The organism is Actinophytocola sp., assembly GCF_036378875.1.
Classification (GTDB): Bacteria; Actinomycetota; Actinomycetes; order Mycobacteriales; family Pseudonocardiaceae; genus Actinophytocola.
This window is the reverse complement of record NZ_DASUVO010000002.1, coordinates 117099-135642: the sequence shown is the minus strand read 5'-3', so window position 1 is coordinate 135642 and position 18544 is coordinate 117099. Positions and strand designations below refer to the sequence as shown.

The window sequence follows — 18544 nt, the reverse complement described above, 5'->3', positions numbered from 1 at the left end:
GCGCGACCGGGGTGTCCGCGTGCGGGCCGCAGACGCCCGAAGGGTGGTCACCGCGGTGACCGTCGCCCGACCCGGTCCGGCTCTCCCTTGTGCTACTGGACCGGACACCTGGTTCGTCGACCGTCCATCCGCGACCGTTACGTCTCGAATGGACACTACGCGACCGGTTTGACGTCCTCTGCCGCGAGCTCGATGAGGCCCTGGCGGAGCGCGGTCATCAGCGCCTGCGCGCGGCTGGAGGCGCCGAGCTTGTCGTACAGCCTGGCGACGTAGGTCTTGGCGGTCGACTGGCTGACGAACATCGCCCTGGCGATCTCGGGGACCGAAAGGCCGTCGCGCAGGCGGAGCAGTACCTCGTGCTCGCGTGGGCTGAGCGCGAAGCGGTTGTCCGTCTCGCGCCGGCGGGCCAGGGCGTCCATCAGGCCGGTGGCGGTGAACGAGGTGGCGGCGACCGCGCCGTGGCGGATCGCGCCCAGTACCTCGTCGGTCGGGGCGGTCTTGGCGACGAACGCGGACACGCCCGTGTCCAGCGCGCGGAACAGCACGTCGTCCTCGCCGAGCGAGGTCAGCACGACGATGCCCAGGTCGCGGTGGCGGTCGCGCAGGGCCCTCGCCAACTGGAGGCCGTCGCCGTCCGGTAGCGCGACGTCGATGGTCACCACGTCCGGCTTGGTCAGCGCGACCAGCTTGGCGACCTCCGCCGCCGAACCGGTCTCACCGACGATCTCCAGGTCGGGGTGCTGCTCGACCAGGCTGGCGAGCCCGTAGCGAGTGAGCGTGTGGCCATCTACGACCAGAATGCGGATCGTCATGGTCAACGTCCTTTCGGGGGCCTGCCGGGCGCGATGCTTGAACCGTCTACTGGTTACGCCTTGTCATCAGTAACGGGTCTCAGCGCCGGTTCTTGAACCAAAAGACGTACTTCGTCACCCATCTGGGGACCTTTGCAATCACGTCGGGTAATCGGCCGACAGGCGTGGTCGGGAGGCGGACAGCGGATGTCACCTGCTCGTCCGCACGTCGTCCCGAACTGACCGATCGCCCTCTCAAGCAGCGGCTCACCGGTCCGCAGTCTCGGTTGTCGCCGGCTCCACCCGAGCCGCCCAGCAAGACGAGGAGGTGCCAGATGAGCGTCGCTCGAAGGATCGGCCCACCCGGACGGGTCACCACCGTACTCGCCGCCAAGAGCGGCTGCGGCAAGACGACGCTCGCCACCAACCTCGCGGCCCTGCTCGGCGCGGGTGGAGTCCGGTCAGTCTGTCTGGTCGACCTGGACCTCGCGTTCGGCGACGTGGCCAACATGCTCGACATCGAGCCACAAAGGACACTCGCCGACGGGATCCCGCTGACCGGGAGCCTGCACCAGAGCAACGTCCACACAGTACTGACCACGACGTCCGCCGGGTTCGACTGTGTGCTGGCGCCCACGGAGCCGGGTGAGGCCGAGCAGGTGCCGGTCGCGCTGATCGGCAAGCTGCTCACCAAGCTCTCGTGGCTCTACGACCACGTCGTGGTGGACACGTCGGCGCACGTCACGGTCCACACACTGGCCGCGCTCGACCACGCGCACCAGCACGTCCTGCTGACCGCACCCGACCGACCGGCCCTGTCGAGCATGCGCCGCACGCTCGACATGCTCGACATGCTGCCCTACGACCGCATCCCCCGACACGTCGTGCTCAACCGGTGTGACTCACGCATCGGCCTGGAGACCAGCGACATCGAAGAGGTCCTCAAGCACCAGGTCGCCGCCGAGCTCCCGTTCGCGTGGGAGGTCACGGCCGCCGTCAACATCGGTGTCCCGCTCGCCGCCCTGCGGCCGGACCACCAGTACACCGAGGCGCTGCGGCGCTTCATCGCGGCGCACATCGCCGCCCCCAGATTCAGTCGCGACCCACAGGCGTGACTTGAAAAAGAAGAAAACCCTTATCAAGTAAAGGAAACTCACCCATGTACAAGACCATTCGTGACGCCCGCAAGAACGAGGGCGGCTTCACCCTGATCGAGCTCCTGATCGTCATCGTCATCCTCGGCGTGCTGGCCGGCATCGTGGTCTTCGCCGTGAACGGCATCAACGACAAGGGCGAGGTGTCGGCCTGCAGGGCGAACGTCAAGACCGTGAACGTCGCCGCCGAGTCCTTCTACGCCAAGTCGGCCAACAACCAGTACCCGGCGGACCTGGCCGCGATGGTGACCGGAGGCTTCCTGCACTCCGCGCCCACCGATGTCAACTACGTCGTCGCCGCGGGTGGCAAGTCGTACACCGCCACCGGTCTGGGCGTCTGCGCGGGCTACACCGGCTGATCCTCGGGAGGGCCGCCACTCCGGCGGCCCTCCCCCTTTCCCTTTCCTTCCACCCATTCCGGAGGTTTGTCATGCACGGTCCCGCTGCCGGCAGCCGTATCGACGCGCTGCTCGACGCGCTGTGGCAGGCCGGTGGCACCGACCTGCTGCTCTCCACCGGCATCCCACCCAGGATCCGCGTCCACGGCGAGCTGGCCTCGGTTCCCGGCCAGCCCGCACTCACCGGTGACGACACCGAGTCGTTGCTCGCCCAGATCCTCAACGAGGAGCAGCTCAGCCGGTGGCGCGCGGCTCGTGAGTACGACTTCTCCTTCTCCTGGCGGGACAACGCGCGGATTCGCGGCAACGCGTTCACCGTGCGCGGTGCGACCTCGGTCGCGCTGCGGATGATCCCCCGTGAGATTCCCACCATGGACCAGCTCGGGCTGCCGCCGATCATCAACGACTTCGCCCGGCAGCACCAGGGTCTGGTGCTCGTCACCGGCCCGACGGGTTCCGGCAAGTCCACCACGCTCGCCTCGGTCATCAACAAGATCAACGAGGAGCGGGCCTGTCACATCATCACCATCGAGGACCCGATCGAGTACATGCACGACCACAAGAAGGCCGCGGTGAACCAGCGCGAGGTCGGCACCGACACCGCCTCGTTCCACGACGCGCTGCGCAGCGTGCTCCGTGAGGACCCCGACGTCCTGCTGGTCGGTGAGATGCGTGACCTGGAGTCGATCCGCTTCGCGCTCACCATCGCCGAGACGGGCCACCTGGTCTTCGCGACCTTGCACACCAACGACACCGCGCAGTCCCTCGCTCGCATCATCGACGTCTTCCCCGGCGATCAGCAGAGCCAGGTGCGCGTTCAGCTGGCGGCCGCGCTGACCGGTGTGGTCTACCAGCGGCTGCTCCCGAGGACCACCGGCGGCATGATCGCCGCGCACGAGGTGCTGGTGGCGAACTCCGCCGTCCGTAACCTGATCAAGGAGGGCAAGACCCACCAGCTCCGCAACTCGCTGGTGACCGGCCAGCGCGAGGGCATGCTCACCCTGGAGCACTCTCTTTCCGCGCTCGTGCAGGCCGGGATCGTGTCCTATGAGGACGCCGTGGCCCGCAGCCTCTACCCCCGCGACGTCGAGGCGCGGCCGAGGATGGCGGTGACGGCATGAGGCGCAAATCCCGCACACCGGCATCGCCGGCCGCCGCGGCGCCGGTCGAGCTCGAGCCGGTCGAGCGGGTCGACCCGGTGGCCGAACGCGAGCAGGCACAGGAACTGGCCGCTCGCTACGGGCTGGAACTCGTCGATCTCGGCGAGGTCGACCCGGCACCGGCGGCCATCGAGCGCCTGCCGGAGGCGATCGCCCGCGAGCTCACCGCGATCCCCGTCGCGCTGTCGGACGACGGTGTCCTGGTGGCCGCCGCCGACCCGAGCCCCGAGGTCGTCGCCAAGCTACGCGAAGCACTCGGCCAGCCGGTGCACGCGAAGGTCGCGGTCCGGTCGAACATCCGCACCGCCATCGGGTTGCACTACCGGGCGCTGACCGGGGTGAGCACGCAGGTCGAGATGTTCGAGGCCCACGAGGCGCCCCGCCGCGGCGCCGCGCGGGTCGAGCAGAGCGACGCGAGCGAGGACGCTCCCGTCGTGCGGGTCGTCCACATGGTGATCACGCAGGCGCTGCGAGACCGGGCATCGGACATCCACCTCGAGCCACAGGAGGACCGGGTGCGCGTGCGCTACCGCATCGACGGCGCCCTGCACGACGTGCTCGACCTGCCCGGCTCGATGGGCCCGGCGATCACCAGCCGTATCAAGATCATGGGCGACATGAACATCGTCGAGCGGCGGCGGCCGCAGGACGGCCAGATCGGTATGTCCGTCGAGGGCCGCGAGGTCAACATCCGCGTGTCCACCACCGCGGTGGTGGGTGGCGAGAAGGTAGTCATGCGGCTGCTGGACAAGAGCCGCCCGCTGTTCCGCCTGGAGCAGCTCGGCATGCCGCCGGAGATGACCGAACGCTACAGCGAGCGGCTGCGCTCACCGTACGGCATGGTGATCTGCGCCGGCCCCACCGGTAGCGGCAAGACCACCACGCTCTACGGCTCGCTGGGTGAGCTCAACAGCCCGGAGCGCAACATCATGACCATCGAGGACCCGGTCGAGTACACGTTCCCGCTGATCAACCAGATCCAGATCAACGACCAGGCCGGGATCACGTTCGCCGGCGGTCTGAAGTCGATCCTGCGGCAGGACCCGGACGTCATCCTCGTCGGTGAGATCCGGGACGTGGAGACCGCGCGGATCGCCGTCCAGTCCGCGTTGACCGGACACTTCGTACTGTCCTCTCTGCACGCGACGGACGCGGCCTCGGCGCTACACCGCCTGCTGGACATGGGCATCGAGCCGTTCCTCGTGTCCTCGTCGGTCACGGCCGTGCTGTCCCAGCGGCTCGTGCGCCGAATCTGCACACACTGCCTCGAGAACTATCAGCCGAAGGCGGAGGAGCTGGCCTTCCTGGCGACGGTCGGCGAGCAGGGACCGCCCGATGGCTTCGTGCGCGGCGCCGGGTGCAACTTCTGCGCGCACACCGGTTTCCTCGAGCGCATCGGGGTCTACGAGATGATGACGGTTTCCGAGGGCGTTCGCGAACTGATCCTCGAACGCGCGTCGCACGACGAGATCCGCAAGCTCGCCCGCTACGAGGGCATGACGACCCTCCAGGAGGAGGGCGTCCGGCTGGCGCGGGCCGGCGTCACCACGGTTTCCGAAGTCCTGCGTTCCGTCTATGTGGTGGGAGCTTGAGATGACCACGAACGCCGTCGAGAAGACCGGCTTCCTGAAGAAGGAGCTGACCTCACCTCGGGTGAAGCGCGAGGAGGTCATGCACCTGTCCCGCCAACTCGGGGCCTTCATCCGGGCCGGCCTTCCGCTGATCGACGCGATCCACACGCTCGGTGAGGAGGCACGCAACTCCGCGGTGCGCAAGATGATGGTGCAGGTGGAGGAAGGTCTGCGGTCCGGAGAGAAGCTGTCCGACTGCCTCGACCGGCACCCGAAGATCTTCCCCGAGTTCTACCGGGGAATCCTGCGATCCGCGGAACTCACGGGCAAGCTCGACGAGGTGCTGGAGCAGCTCGCCGCCTACCTCGAGCGTGACCTCGAAGCGCGCAGGAAGATCAAGCAGGCGACCATCTACCCCGCGGTCATCGCGGTCATGTCGATGGTCACCGTGGCGGTGCTGGCGAGCTTCGTGCTGCCGCGGTTCAAGGTGTTCTTCGAGAGCCTGGACGCCGAGCTGCCACTGCCGACCCGTATGTTGCTGGCCGCCACCGACTTCCTCACCCAGTGGTGGTGGGCGCTGGCCGCGGGCGTGGTCGCTCTGGTGCTCGCCATCGTGGTGGCCCTGCGCACCCAGGGCGGACGGCTGGCGCGCGACAAGTTCGTCCTCAAGGTCCCGGTGCTTGGCAACACCATCCAGTACGCGCTCACCGAGCGGTTCAGCCGGATCCTGTCCTCTATGGTCAGTGCTGGTGTCGCGTTGCCGGAGGCGTTGCGCGTGGCGAGCGAGTCGTTGCGCAACCTCGTGTTCGTGCGAGCACTGGGGGGTGTCGGTGAGGCGCTCATGGAGGGTGAGGGGCTCGCCCGCCCGCTGGCGGCCACCGAGCTGTTCCCGTCGACCGCGGCCAGGATGATCCGCGTCGGCGAGGAGACCGGCACGCTCGACGACCAGCTGGCGGTCACCGCGCACTACTACGAGGGAGAGCTGGACTACAAGCTCAAGAAGCTGACCGCGTTGTTCGAGCCGATCGTGATCGTCGTGATGGGTCTGGTCGTCGGGTTCGTCGCGGTGGCGCTGGTGTCGGCGATGTACGGCATCTTCAGCCAGGTGAACATCTCATGAGGACACTGAAGGAGGCGAGGGGCGACCGAGGCGAGACCCTGCTGGAACTGCTCATCGCCGTCGTGATCATGGGCGTCGCCCTCGTGGCGATCGTCGGCGGTCTGGTGGTGAGCATCCACGTCTCGGACATGCACCGCAAGCAGGCGACGGCCGGCGCGGAGGCGCGCAACTACGCCGAGATCATCGAGAAGTGGGTCAGTGCTGGCGCGTTCCCCAAGTGCGATGGCTCTGATGTCTACCCGGCGGCGCCGGCACCGCCGGGCTACGACGGGCAGGTGACCGGCTGCGATCTGATGGGCGATCTGCGTCGGCTGAAGGTCACGGTGTCCAGTTCGGACGGTCGAGCCTCCGAGAGCGTCGCGCTCGTGGTGCGGAAGGTCGGGTGAACCGCCATGTTGGACCGGATTCGTCGTGACGACGGGTTCACGCTCGTCGAGCTGCTGATCTCGATCGTCATCCTCGCGGTGATCACCGTGCCGCTCTCCAACGCCGTGATCGGCATCCTGCACAACCAGCAGGAGACCGAGGACCGGCTCGCCCTGTCACAGGACGCCCAGATCGCCGGAAGCTACTTCGCTCAGGACGTGGCCGCGATCGGGGTGCGCGGCGACCTGGATGCCACCGATGGCATGCATTTCTCCTCTGTCTGGAGCGACGCGGCCTACGACGCGGGCGCGCAGACGTGTGGCCCCGCGGGGGTCACGCAGGAAGTGCGGCTGATGTCGGACAACTGGGACGCACCTGACGCGGTGAGCATCCACGTCGTCGCGTACGTCAGGACCAACACGACACAGTTGCACCGGATCAAGTGCGTCAACTCGGTCCAGGTGTCCGATGTGGTCGTCGCGCGCAACCTCGACCCGACCATCGAACCCACCGTCACGTGTACGTTCGACTACACGCCTGCGACGCCTACGTGCGAATCCGCGCCGCCTCCCCGGCAGGTGAAGCTCACGTTCACGCTCGACCTCGGGTCGGCCGATCCCTACCCCATCACCTTGATCGGTGAGCGGAGGCAATCATGAAGCGACTCGCGTTCCGCGACGACAGCGGCGCGACGATGGTCATCGTGCTGGTGCTGGTGACCGTGCTCGCGCTCGGCCTGTCTGCGCTGATGTCGATGTCCGACACCAGCGTGCGCACCACTGTCGGGCTCCGTGACCAGGCCACCGATGCCTACGCGGCCGACGCCGCGGCGAAGGTCGTCATCGACACTATCCGGAAGACGGACTCGTGCGCCGCGGTGACCAATCTCCCCAGCACGTTCTACCCCGCGGTCGGCAGCGCGCCGGCGGCGTCCGCGACCGTGGAATGCGAGGAGATCACGGGCGACACGGAGGGCGGTGGCGCGAACAGCTCTCCGGGCAGCGCCATCCTCACGCTGGGCAAGGGTGAGGGCGGCGAGCACGGCCTGGTCGTCGACAGCAGCAACAACCAGTCCGTCAAGGTCAGGGGCGGCGTATTCTCCAACTCCACGATCTTCCTGAACGGGAACAAGTCAGATCTGGAGAACACCGCGTCCAACAGCTACGTCTACGCCATGGGCGCCTGCACCAGCAGCGGCACGTCGAAGATCATCAGCACGCCGGCCGCCGTCTGCAACTACAAGAACTACCCGCAGTCCGTCTACGACCGGCGTGGCAAGGATCCCGGCACGGTCGCCGCGCACGGCGCCTCGTTCGACGCACCGCCGGCACCCACCGCCGTCGCGGTCCCGCCGGTCTGCACCGGCAAGACGGTCTACGAGCTCCAACCCGGGCTCTACACCAGTGCCGCACTCCTCAACGCGCTCACCAACAGCGCGTCCTGTTCGGACAGTGTGTTCCACTTCAACCCCGGCCGGTACTACTTCAACTTCCAGGACGTGGCACCGGGCACTCACAAGTGGACGGTCAGCGGTGGGTACCTGGTCGCCGGCACGGCGACGTCGACGCTCAAGACCACGCCGCCGCCGGCCATGCCCGGCTCCTGCGTCGCGCCGGGCACGGCGGCGGCGACCGAGACGAGCGGAGTCCAGTTCGTCTTCGGCGGCGACAGCCGGATGGACTACACCAAGAACGGCTCGAACTACTCCAACATCGAGATCTGCGCGTCGAACAGCCCGTCCGGCCCACCGATCGCGATCTACGGCCTGAAGACGGGAATCGGGGCCGGCGCGATGGCGGTGCCGGCGCAGACCGGCTGTGTCGTCACCACGCCATACCCCAGCACGGGTGCGTGCGCGGTGATCCAGTCCTACAGCGACCCCAACCCGAGGTTGACCATCCAGGGCACGACCTACACACCACGCTCGATGATCGACCTGTACCTGAACAACAACACCATCCAGGTGTTCCGTTGGGGTCTGGTGACCCGAGGGCTGCAGCTGCACTCCACCGGTAGCACGGGCTCGCTGATCAACCCGGTGATCGACGTGCCGGACAACGCGCCGGCACCGTTCCCCGAGCCGAACCTGATGTACCTGAAGGTGCGCGTGTGCCCCGGTGCGGCCACCTGCAGTACGTCGGCACCGGTACGGCTACGGGCCAAGGTGCGGGTGTTCCCGGACGAGCCGGACAACGTGACCGTGCTCAGCTGGAGCAGCGACCGCTAACCGGTGAGGTACTCCAGGTAGAAGGCGCCGATCGGGTCGCCGGCGAACAGTCCCAGCAGTGCGCCGGCGATCATGAAAGGGCCGAACGGCAGGGCGGTCTTGCGGCCGCCCTGCCGCGCGGCCATCACGGCGATGCCGACGGCGGCGCCGAGGACGAAGCCGGCGAACGCGCCGACGGCGAAGGTGGCCCATGAGATGTGGGCCAGCACGGCGCCGAGCAGGCCGGCGAGTTTCACGTCGCCCCAGCCCATGCCGGCCGGGTGGGCCAGCACGACCAGGAGGAAGAACGTGAACAGCGCCGCGGCGCCGAGGCCGGCGCGGGCGAGTGACCACCAGTCCTCACGCAGGGCGGCCGACACTCCCAGTAGGACCGCCAGCACCGGGTAGGACGGAAGGACGATCGCGTTCGGTAGGCGGCGGGTGTCGAGGTCGATGAGGGTCAGGGCGACACCGATCGCGGTGAAGTACAGGTACGCCGGTAGGGCGGCGGCCAGGTGCAGGTCGATGATCCGCCATGCCACCGCGGCGAACAGCAGGCCGGTGGCCAGCTCGACGAGTGGGTAGCGGGCGCTGATCGGTGTGTCGCAGTCCGCGCACCGGCCACGCAGCACGAGCCAGCCCGCGACGGGGACGTTGTGCCGGGTGCGGATGCGTGAACCGCAGGACGGGCAGGCCGACGGCGGGCTCACGACCGACTGACCCAGGGGCACCCGGTGGACGACCACGTTGAGGAACGAGCCGACGACCAGTCCCAACACTCCGGCACCGACGAGCAACGCGGCCATCGGCGAACACCTCCCGAAAAGCTCACGACGCGGTCAGGGTGAGCGATGTGTCGTCGATGATGTAGATGGTTCGCCGCGTTCCGGTGCCGATGGCCTCGAACCTCACCATGATCGTCTGGCCTCGGTAGGCGGTGAGGTTGTAGGTGTACTGCTGGTAGGTGGCCGTGGTCGTGTGCGGGAAGGTCTGGAGCGTCGCGAGCACCGTGGCGCCGGTGGAGTTGAGTACTCGGATGTGCATGTTGCTCACGCCCGGCGCGGGGGAGGTCTGTATGCGGAGCCAGAACGAGAACGTCGCCGTCGCGCAGAAGCTGGGAATGCTGACGGTCTGGGTGAGGCTCTTCCTCTTGTCGGTGTTGTTGTCGAGGTCGAGCACGGCGTTGAACGAGCCGGTGCGTGGGGGCGGTCCGGAGTTGGTGATCTCGTCGGCGTAGGTGGCCGCCCATGGCGCCGGAGTGCCGGTTTCGAAGCCGGGATTGCCGAGGATCTGGGCGGTGCAGTTGACGACCGTGATGCTGTTGCCGGTGTTCGTGGTGGTGTCGGAGAAGACCGCGTGTGTCTCCCGCCAGCCCAGGGTGGCGGTGGCCACGAGCGCGACCACGACGAGCAAGCGGCGGACGGCGAGCGGGACCCGGGTGCCCGGGTCGGTCACGGTTGGGCCCATGTCAGCTTCGGCTCATCGACGTCGGTTGTTCGACTTGCGCCGGTTGTTCGACCGTTCGTGTCTTCGGCACGGCCACGACGACGAGCAGAGCGGTGACGGAGACCGTGAACGCGATCGGGACGTACCGGTGCTCCTGCCACCACATCACCGGCAGACCCACCCACGGGATGCGCAGCCGTGCCGTGCCGAGGTAGTTCCGGGAGGGCACCGGGGTCGAGTCGGGGTGGTCGTTGGCGTCGCCCCGGGTGATCAGTGAGCCGTCGGCCAGTATGCCGCTCACGCGGTGGCTGAGCAGTCGTTCCGGCGCGGCCGGGTCCTTGGCCAGGATCACGTCGCCGACCCGCGCCTGGTCGGCCTTCGCGAAGCTGACCACGTCGCCCTGGCGGAGGGCGGGCGCCATCGACCCGCTGTGCACGACCGCGTTGGTCCACCCGAGAAGCGCCGGGACGATCGCCCACAGCAGCAGGCCGATCAGGCAGCTCACGACGGCACGTGCCCCCACGACCGCCGCCAGCGCGGACCACCGTTTCACAGTCCGCGCCGACGGCAGCTTCATTCTGATCACCTCTCTACGGAAGCGAGCTCGGCGACGGCGAGCGCCGTCACGGAATCAGGGTGCCGACCTTGCTCAGCAGGTTCTCGCTGAACCACGGGTCACCGTCGGCGTCGACGGCGATCCCGTGTGGACCGGAGAACTGGTTGGGCAGTGTGTAGAAGTTGGCCGACCCGCCGGTGGTGATGTGACCGATCGTGTCGTTCACCGGGTCCGTGTACCACAGGTCGTCGTTCGCGCCGGGGGTGATCGCCCACGGGTACGGCGTGTTGCCCGGCAACAGGTAGAGGGTCATGTCACCGTCGGCGGGATCGACCTTGCCGACGAAGCCGTAGTTGTCGGCGAACCAGATGTTGCCGTCCGGCCCGACGGTGATCCCGACCGGGCACGAGTTCTCCCACGGGACCTCGTACTCGATGACGTCACCGTCCGTGGTGATCATCCCGATGACGCCGGTGTACGCGGCGGTGTACCAGAGGTTGTCATCCGGTCCCGCGACGATGTTGATCGGGTAGGAGCCGTCCGTCGGCAGCGAGTACTCGGTGATACTGCCGATCGGGGAGATCTTCCCGATCTTGTTGGTCTCCGGCTCGGTGAACCACATGTTGCCGTCCGGTCCAGGGGTGATGCCCCACGGGTAGGCACCCGTGCTCGGGACCGCCCACTCGCTGAACACGCCGGCGAGAGTGAGCCGCCCGATCTGGTTGCCGAGTCCCTCGGTGAACCAGATGGCGTCGTCCGGGCCGACGGTCACCTTCGCCGGCTCAACGCCGGACGTGGGCACCGTGTACTCGGTGAAGTCACCCGATGAGGTGACCTTCGCGATGGTGTTCGCGTAGGCCATGGCGACCCAGATGTTGTCGTCCGGACCCAGGACCATCCCGGCCGGTCCCTCGTTCGTCGTCGGCGTGTCGTACTCGATGATCGAGGTACGCAGGCCCGAGGCGGTGCGCTCGTCCGATGCGGTCGTCGGCCGCTGCGGAGGCCGGTACTTGGGGCACTTCAGCTTCTTGCGGATCGCCTTCACCAGCTTGCAGAGCTTCTTCGGCGGCGACTCGACGGGCCCGTTGGCGACCACCCGGGACTCGACGCTCGCCAAGGCGTTTCCGGTCGCGACGACGGGGGCGCTCATCACGCCGGTCAGGAGCACGACCGCCAGTGATCTCGCGAGCGTTCTCGAACATCGGGAAAAGCGGTGCGACATGACACCTTCCTCATTCAGGAGAGGGTGACCGGAGGTCCGTCTGGTTCCGGTGCGTGAACAAATCTGGTGCTAGCTCTGGGCTTCCCACGTGAGCGTCACCGTTGGCGTCGACCCGCCCTGCGTGGTGTCCGGGGCGTTGGTCGCGAAGGTCCAGGTGACCCGGAAGGACATCGTCTCGGTCGTCGTCGTCCCGGACAGCGCCCACGGGCCGATCCCGTTGTCGTAGTTCGTGCGGGTGATGAGGTTGGCGAGCGTGTTGTCGAAGACCTCCGCCGCCGGCGTGAAGTTCGTGCAGCTGTCGTACGTGCCGCCGCTGCCCCGCTCGATCCTGATGCCGACGTACGCGCTGATGTTGTTGGCCGGAGCCGTGCCCGCGGCGGTGTACAGCTTGACCGCGCTGGCGACCGGGCTCGTCGAGCTGATCTGGATACAGCGGCTGCCGGTGGTACCCGGTACCGCGTTCGTGATCGCGAACAGCGGCCCGGTGCTGTCGTTGGTCAGGTTCAGCGTGGCGGCCCCGACGCTGTTACCCGTGTTTGACGTGGTGGCCGTGAACGCCGAGTGGGAAGCTTGCCAGACCAGTCCGCCGCTGAGCACGAAGCCGGCGACAACGGGCAGTACCTGTCCGGTGAGGACTATCCAGGATTTTCGCATGTGGTTCTCCAATCGAAAACGTGTGGCCACACCCGCCGACGTCTTCGCCTGGACCGTTCCGCGGCGGAATCGGTCACCGTGCACCGTGTGAATCTCCGCGGTCGGGCCCATTAGAGCGTCGGAGACCACCGGACCGGAAGGTGACCTACCGGATCGGGTCCACATCGGACGATCGGCCACCGGATGTCACCGGCAGGTCTACCCGCCGGGGTACTTGTTGGCAGCGAAGGAAGGAGATTCGCCCGTCGCGCACACCTTCGGTCATCCCACGATCGAGGGATCTGAGAACTCTTTGTCCACTTGCAACGGTTCTACACCCGTCCAGCCACCGAGGTGCACCCGTCGAGGTCCAACGTGGGTACCCGAAAAGAGGATCCGAACGGGAGAGTCCTATGAGCACAGTTGACGTGAAAGCACTGGTACTGGAGAACCTGCAGATCGTGGAGCAGGAAGTTCGGGCACTGCTACGCAGGACGCCGGCGCACGTCGAACGCGACGAACTGCTCTCGACCGGCTTCGTGGCCCTGGCCGCCTGCGCCAGGCGCTTCACGAACGTAGACGGCGTGCCGTTCGCCAGGGTCGCACGGCCGCGCGTACGCGGTGCGCTGCTGGATCACCTGCGCAGCCTCGACTGGGCCAGCCGCGGGGTGCGGCGCAGAGCCAGGGAGCTCGAGGCCGCCAAGGAGGAGCTGGTCACCAACCTCGGCCGGACGCCAACGACGGCGGAACTCGCCGACGCGCTCGGGTTGGCCGCCGAGGAGGTCAGCGCATCCGACGACGCGGTGCACCGGGCGACGGTGCTGAGCCTGCAGGCCGTCATGGACACGACCGCCGACCCCGCTGTCGCCGGGGCGGTGCAGAGCCCGGAGGAGGTGACGCTGCGCCGCGAGCTGGTCGGCTACCTGCACGACGCCGTCGCCGCGCTGCCGGACCGCCTGCGCAGGGTCATCACCGAGTGCTTCTTCGAGGAGCGGCCGGTGGCCGAGACCGCCGCGGAGCTCGGGGTCTCCGAGTCCCGCGTGTCCCAGATGCGAACCGAGGCACTGGGGTTGCTGCGCGACGGTCTCAACTCCCACCTGGCGCCCGAGCAGGTGTCCCGGCGTCGTCAGGGCTGTGCCGCCCGCCGCCGCCAGGACTACTTCGACGCCATTGTGGCCAGCAGTGACGTGCGGAGCCGGCTCGTGGTCGCCGGCCCGGCCCACTCCGCGGCCTGATGGAACCGCGAGGGCCTCGTGCCGGGCGGCTGGTCTCGTGGCTGGCCGCCCCGCACGGGCTCTCACGACGATGGGGCCAGCACGACCACCGAGTTGTGGCCGCCCATGCCCAGCGATGACTTGACCGTGATGCCGTCCTCGGCGCGGGTCGGGCCGTCGAGCAGCTGCGGGTGGGCCGCCGCGACGACCGGGGACGCCGGGATGACACCGGTGTCGTGACTCATCGCCGTCACCGCGGTCTCGATCGCCGAGGCCGCGCCCTGGCAGTGCGCGGTCAGCGGCTTGACCGAGTACATCTGCGTCTCGGGCCGGAACAACGTCTCCACGACCGCGGCCTCCGCGGTGTCGCACTGCCGGGTCCCTGGTCCGTGCGCGTTCAGGTACCGCACCGACGCGGCGTTCATGCCCGCGTTGTCGAGCGCGTCCCGGAAGCACCCCATGACCTGTGTCAGCGCCGGGTCGATCGACGTGACGTGGTGGGCGTCATGGGACATCGCCCCGCCGAGGACCGTCGTGTACGGGCGGGTCGCCTGTTGGGACAGTACGAACGCGACGGACGCCTCGCCGATGGTGAAGCCCCGGCTGCCTTCCTGGAACGGCCGGCACGCGTCCAACGGCTCCGAGTCCACGATCGCCACCCCCAATCGGGTGAAGTGCAGGACGTTCTCCGGCGTCGCCGACAGGTCCGTTGCCACGAACACCACGTCGTCGACCACCCCCGCGTCCAGCCAGGCCTTCGCGGTGATCAGCCCGGCGTTGCCGGACGCGCACATCGCCGAAACGTTCATCGCCGGCCCGTGGAAGTCGTACTCCTTCATGAACGTCGACATCGGCGTCGACGGCATCATCGCGAGGAAGTCCCGCACCGGCACATGCCCGTCACGCAGGGTGTAGAAGTCGCGCCACAGGTCGACCTCACCCAGCACGACCGCGTGCAGCAGGCCGACGCGCCGGCCGGGGCGCCAACCTCGCGCGCCGGCGTCCGTGATGGCCTCCCTGGCCGCCGCGCGCATCGCCCTGGCGAACCGGCTTGGTCCGTCCTTCGGATCACCGCCGTCCGGCACGAGCGACACCCACGCCAGCTCGTCCATGTTCGGCCCGTACCCGTCGACCAGCTCGGCCGCCGGCTTGCCACCGAGCACCCCGCGCCACAGCGCGTCGCGTCCCCAGCCGTAACCACTGACGACACCGATGCCACAGATATCGATTCCCTGAGCAGTCATTGACCGCTCCCTTCCCGGACGTCCCCGGCCGTTCACCAGGGCTCACTCGTCACTGCGGAGTCGCGGAATCGGACCTGAGGGCACAAGGTCGGCGAGGTGGGGTGGGTTCGTGTTGGCGAGGAGACGGCCGTCCGTGAAGTGGATCGCGAGCCGCCACGCCGGCGTGGCGGAGGCCTGCCGTTCCAGCGTGATGACGGCCGTACGGGTGAGTTCGGACGACGCGGCCCGAAAGTTACGGAGCCAGTCGCGGACGGTCGACTCCGGCAGGCCACGCCGTAACGCGATCACGCGGTAGCCCTGACCGTTGGCGTGCGCGACGAGCACATCCCAGATGACCGGGGCAGCATACGCCCGCCGGGCAACCATCCAGTCGGGCAGCAGCACGTGCGTCGTGCCGCAACCCGAGCACCGGGCCCGGCGTGGCTGCACGGTGGCATCCGATGCCCCCGGTATCCGCACCACCCGACGACGTGCCCGCCCCCATGGCCGTAACGCGTCCCGGCACCCGGGGCACCTGAGCCGCCCCGCAAGCAGAGCACGTTCCAGCTCCGGTCCCGTCCCACCCACCACCCGCATGGACGCTCCCTCCTGAGGGCGAATTGTCCTGAGATTTCCTCAGAACAACGGCCGAAACGCCGATGTTCGGGATGTAGACGCGAACAGACCTCGGGCAGGGAGCACGGTGTGAACGCTGTCGTACGCCGCATCGACGAGTCGGACACAGCCGCGAAGCCGGACTACGAGCTCGTGGTCGACCTCGCGCTGTCCGTCGGCTCGGCCGCCATGTGGTCGTTCGACGTGGTGGCGGACCGGCTGATCAGCCACTCCGGACTCGACAACCTGCTGGAGCTCACCGGGGAGAGCGAGGTCCACACCGTGATGGCGGAGCTCGTCCGCCCGCTGCTCGTCGCGGCGCACACGGGAGCGGGCTGGCAGGACTTCGAGCTGGAGCAGAACTACGAGACACCGGGCGGCGGCCAGAAGTGGCTCCAGCTGCGGGCCCGGCTGTCGGCCGACACGGTGCTGACCGGAGTCGCCATGGACGTCACGGCCCGCCAGGAGGACCGGCAGGCGCTGGCGGACCTCGCCGACCGGTACCGGCTGCTGGTGGAGCTGTCCCCCGACGCGATCTGCGTGCACGAGGCCGGGATGGTGAAGTACACCAACGCGGCAGGCGTCCGGTTCGTCGGCGCCCACGGCCCCGACGAGATCGTCGGGCGCCCGATCACGTCGCTCGTGCACCCCGAGTCGATTCCCGAGATGATGCGCCGCATCAAGGAGCTCTCCGACCACGGCGCCGCGTCCGAGCCGGCGGAGGCCAAGATCCTGCGCTTCGACGGCACCACCGTCGACGTCGAGGCCGTGTCCGTGCGCACGACGTGGGAGGGACGACCGGCCTTCCAGGTGATCATGCGGGACGTGACCGCCCAGAAGGCGGCGGAGGCGGCCCTGCACTACCAGGCGGCCCTGGTGTCCCACGTCAGCGACGCGATCATCGGCACCACCGAGGACGGCCTCGTCACGAGCTGGAACCCGGCGGCACAGACGGTGTACGGCCACGCCGCGGCCGACGCCGAGGGGCAGCCCGTCCAGGACCTCGTCGGCGCGCCGCTCGACCCGCGCGCCATCATCCGATCGGGTGGTGTGGCACAGGCCGTGCACCGCAAGGCGGACGGCTCGCCGCTGACGATCCGCGTGTCGGCGGCCGAGATGGACTCCGGGTACGTCCTCGTGTGCGCCGACGAGACCGCGCGGCGGCGGGCGGAACAGTACTTCTCCACGGTCGTCGCCTCCCTGGAGGAGGGCGTGGTCGTCGTGGGCCGCGACGGGCTGGTCGAGTCGGCCAACCCTGCGGCGCAACGCATCCTGGGCGTGCGCGAGGAGGACATGATCGGCTCGTTGAGCACGGCGGGCCAGCTGTACGACGAGAACAACGCGCGGATCCCCGAGGAGCACTACGCGTTCGTGAAGACCAGCAGGACCGGTGTGCCACGCAACGGCTGGGTCGTGCGGTTGCGCCGGTCCGACGGGCGCAGCGTCTGGCTGTCCATCTCCTGCCGCCCGCTCACCGTCGAGAGCAGCCTGCCCGCCGCGGTCGTCATCTCGTTCACCGACATCACCGAGAGCCGGGCGATCGCGGCCCGCCTCGAACACCAGGCGACGCACGACGGCCTGACCGGACTCGTCAACCGCACCCTCGTGGTGCAGCGGCTGAACGCCCCGGTGCGGCGCCGAGGGACGCGGTGCGTGCTGTTCCTCGACCTGGACAAGTTCAAGCTGATCAACGACTCACTCGGCCACGCGGTCGGCGACCAGGTCCTGGTCGTCATCGGCGAACGGCTCCGGCGGTGCGTTCGCGCCGAGGACCTCGTCGGCCGGCTCGGCGGGGACGAGTTCGTGGTCATCGCCGAGGACATGGACCAGCCGAGGAAAGCGGCCGCGCTCGCCGAGAAGATCCGCGATGTCGTGGCACAGCCGGTCGTGCTCAACGGCCGGCACCTGCACGTCGACGTCAGCATCGGCATCGTGCTGGCCGGCCCTGAGGACACGCGCAGCGGCGAGGACGCGCTGCGGGACGCCGACGTGGCCATGTACGAGGCGAAGACCCGAGGGCCGGGACGGTTCGCGTTCTTCGACGTCGACCTGCGGGAGCGGATGCAACGGCACCACCAGCTCGGCGAGGACCTGCGGGACGCGGTGCGCGACGACCTGCTCTCGGTCGTCTACCAGCCGATCATCGACCTGAAGACCGGTGCGGTCGCGTCCGCGGAGGCACTGTCGCGGTGGACCCACCCGGTGCACGGCCCGGTGTCACCCGTGGAGTTCATCCAGCTGGCGGAGGAGTCCGCGCTCATCAACGCGCTCGGGGCGCAGGTGCTGTCGGTGGCGGCGCTGGCCATCGCCGGGCTGCACGCCGACGGCATGCCGATCGAGCTCGCGGTGAACCTGTCGCCACGTCAGCTGGACGACCCCGAGCTCGTGCCGGCGGTGCGACAGGTGCTGATGCGCACCGGGCTGCCGTCGGACGCCCTGTGCCTGGAGATCACCGAGAACGCGCTCATGCACGACCCCACGCTCGCCGCGCAGACGTTGAGCCGCCTGCGCGATCTCGGTGTGCGGCTGGCGATCGACGACTTCGGCACCGGGTACTCCTCACTGGCACAGCTCCGCAAGCTCCCGCTGGACCAGCTCAAGATCGACCGCTCGTTCGTGACCGCTCTTGGCGAGTCCCGCGACGCGGAGACGATCGTCACCAGCATCATCGCCATGGCCCACGCCGTCGACCTCACCGTCGTCGCGGAAGGGGTCGAGACCGAAGGCCAGCTGTCCGTCCTGCGCCGTCTCGGCTGTGACCACGTGCAGGGTTACCTGCTGGGTCGGCCGGGTCCACTGGAAGCCCTGATTGAGGTCAACGCTCAGTTCCGACAGGAGGTGTCATGACCCGAGACCGGGATCTTCTCTA

18 protein-coding genes are annotated in these 18544 nt (G+C 68.4%); 10 read left to right on the top strand and 8 right to left on the bottom strand.

Annotation, left to right across the window (positions count from 1 at the left end; all coding sequences use genetic code 11):
- Nucleotides 1-155 precede the first annotated feature (155 nt).
- Nucleotides 156-812 (bottom strand): response regulator transcription factor, encoded by a 657-nt coding sequence (locus VF106_RS00735; protein ID WP_330837541.1) that lies wholly within the window; start codon nucleotides 810-812, stop codon nucleotides 156-158.
- Nucleotides 813-1126: 314 nt separating this feature from the next.
- Between VF106_RS00735 and VF106_RS00730 the strand changes: the two genes are divergently transcribed.
- From VF106_RS00730 to VF106_RS00695, 8 genes are all read left to right on the top strand, one after another.
- Nucleotides 1127-1906, top strand: coding sequence for a CpaE/TadZ family protein (locus tag VF106_RS00730; RefSeq protein ID WP_330837540.1), 780 nt, complete (start codon nucleotides 1127-1129; stop codon nucleotides 1904-1906).
- A 44-nt stretch (nucleotides 1907-1950) separates the two neighbouring features.
- Entirely contained in the window at nucleotides 1951-2304 is a 354-nt protein-coding gene (locus VF106_RS00725; RefSeq protein ID WP_330837539.1) for a competence type IV pilus major pilin ComGC, read from the top strand.
- A gap of 71 nt (nucleotides 2305-2375) precedes the next feature.
- Nucleotides 2376-3464: a type IV pilus twitching motility protein PilT gene (locus tag VF106_RS00720; RefSeq protein WP_330837538.1), complete on the top strand. Its 1089-nt coding sequence runs from the start codon at nucleotides 2376-2378 to the stop codon at nucleotides 3462-3464.
- Nucleotides 3461-5095, top strand: coding sequence for a GspE/PulE family protein (locus VF106_RS00715; protein WP_330837537.1), 1635 nt, complete (start codon nucleotides 3461-3463; stop codon nucleotides 5093-5095). The genes VF106_RS00720 and VF106_RS00715 overlap by 4 nt, the downstream gene beginning before the upstream one ends.
- Nucleotide 5096: 1 nt before the next feature.
- Nucleotides 5097-6194, top strand: a complete 1098-nt coding sequence (locus tag VF106_RS00710) for a type II secretion system F family protein (RefSeq protein WP_330837536.1) — start codon at nucleotides 5097-5099, stop codon at nucleotides 6192-6194.
- Nucleotides 6191-6580, top strand: coding sequence for a type IV pilus modification PilV family protein (locus VF106_RS00705; RefSeq protein ID WP_330837535.1), 390 nt, complete (start codon nucleotides 6191-6193; stop codon nucleotides 6578-6580). The genes VF106_RS00710 and VF106_RS00705 overlap by 4 nt, the downstream gene beginning before the upstream one ends.
- Nucleotides 6581-6586: 6 nt before the next feature.
- The gene (locus VF106_RS00700) at nucleotides 6587-7219 is read left to right on the top strand and encodes a prepilin-type N-terminal cleavage/methylation domain-containing protein (RefSeq protein WP_330837534.1); all 633 of its coding nucleotides are present in this window, start codon (nucleotides 6587-6589) and stop codon (nucleotides 7217-7219) included.
- A complete protein-coding gene (locus VF106_RS00695) occupies nucleotides 7216-8787 on the top strand; it encodes a hypothetical protein (RefSeq protein ID WP_330837533.1) in 1572 nt (523 codons plus the stop codon). Before VF106_RS00700 ends, VF106_RS00695 begins: the two co-directional genes overlap by 4 nt.
- Here VF106_RS00695 and VF106_RS00690 read toward each other — a convergent pair.
- The 5 genes from VF106_RS00690 to VF106_RS00670 all read right to left on the bottom strand — a co-directional run bounded on the left by VF106_RS00690 (nucleotide 8784) and on the right by VF106_RS00670 (nucleotide 12644).
- On the bottom strand, nucleotides 8784-9572 hold the full coding sequence (locus VF106_RS00690) for a prepilin peptidase (RefSeq protein WP_330837532.1): 789 nt from the start codon (nucleotides 9570-9572) through the stop codon (nucleotides 8784-8786). The two genes, VF106_RS00695 and VF106_RS00690, sit on opposite strands and share 4 nt — an antisense overlap.
- A gap of 22 nt (nucleotides 9573-9594) precedes the next feature.
- The gene (locus VF106_RS00685; protein WP_330837531.1) at nucleotides 9595-10233 is read right to left on the bottom strand and encodes a choice-of-anchor J domain-containing protein; all 639 of its coding nucleotides are present in this window, start codon (nucleotides 10231-10233) and stop codon (nucleotides 9595-9597) included.
- 1 nt (nucleotide 10234) lies between these two features.
- Complete coding sequence (locus tag VF106_RS00680; RefSeq protein WP_330837530.1) at nucleotides 10235-10789, bottom strand: signal peptidase I; 555 nt, start codon at nucleotides 10787-10789, stop codon at nucleotides 10235-10237.
- A 46-nt stretch (nucleotides 10790-10835) separates the two neighbouring features.
- Complete coding sequence (locus tag VF106_RS00675; RefSeq protein WP_330837529.1) at nucleotides 10836-11990, bottom strand: Vgb family protein; 1155 nt, start codon at nucleotides 11988-11990, stop codon at nucleotides 10836-10838.
- A 69-nt stretch (nucleotides 11991-12059) separates the two neighbouring features.
- Nucleotides 12060-12644 carry a hypothetical protein gene (locus tag VF106_RS00670; protein WP_330837528.1) on the bottom strand — a complete coding sequence of 195 codons (585 nt, stop codon included), beginning with the start codon at nucleotides 12642-12644 and terminating at the stop codon, nucleotides 12060-12062.
- Nucleotides 12645-13036: 392 nt separating this feature from the next.
- On the opposite strand from VF106_RS00670, the gene VF106_RS00665 reads away from it, so the two are divergent.
- Nucleotides 13037-13858, top strand: a complete 822-nt coding sequence (locus tag VF106_RS00665) for a sigma-70 family RNA polymerase sigma factor (RefSeq protein WP_330837527.1) — start codon at nucleotides 13037-13039, stop codon at nucleotides 13856-13858.
- A 62-nt stretch (nucleotides 13859-13920) separates the two neighbouring features.
- Here the strand turns inward: VF106_RS00665 and VF106_RS00660 are convergent, their stop codons facing one another.
- Nucleotides 13921-15081 carry a beta-ketoacyl synthase N-terminal-like domain-containing protein gene (locus VF106_RS00660; protein WP_330837526.1) on the bottom strand — a complete coding sequence of 387 codons (1161 nt, stop codon included), beginning with the start codon at nucleotides 15079-15081 and terminating at the stop codon, nucleotides 13921-13923.
- A 42-nt stretch (nucleotides 15082-15123) separates the two neighbouring features.
- Complete coding sequence (locus tag VF106_RS00655) at nucleotides 15124-15657, bottom strand: DUF6431 domain-containing protein (protein ID WP_330837525.1); 534 nt, start codon at nucleotides 15655-15657, stop codon at nucleotides 15124-15126.
- A gap of 108 nt (nucleotides 15658-15765) precedes the next feature.
- On the opposite strand from VF106_RS00655, the gene VF106_RS00650 reads away from it, so the two are divergent.
- A complete protein-coding gene (locus VF106_RS00650; protein ID WP_330837524.1) occupies nucleotides 15766-18522 on the top strand; it encodes a sensor domain-containing protein in 2757 nt (918 codons plus the stop codon).
- Nucleotides 18523-18544: the final 22 nt, after the last annotated feature.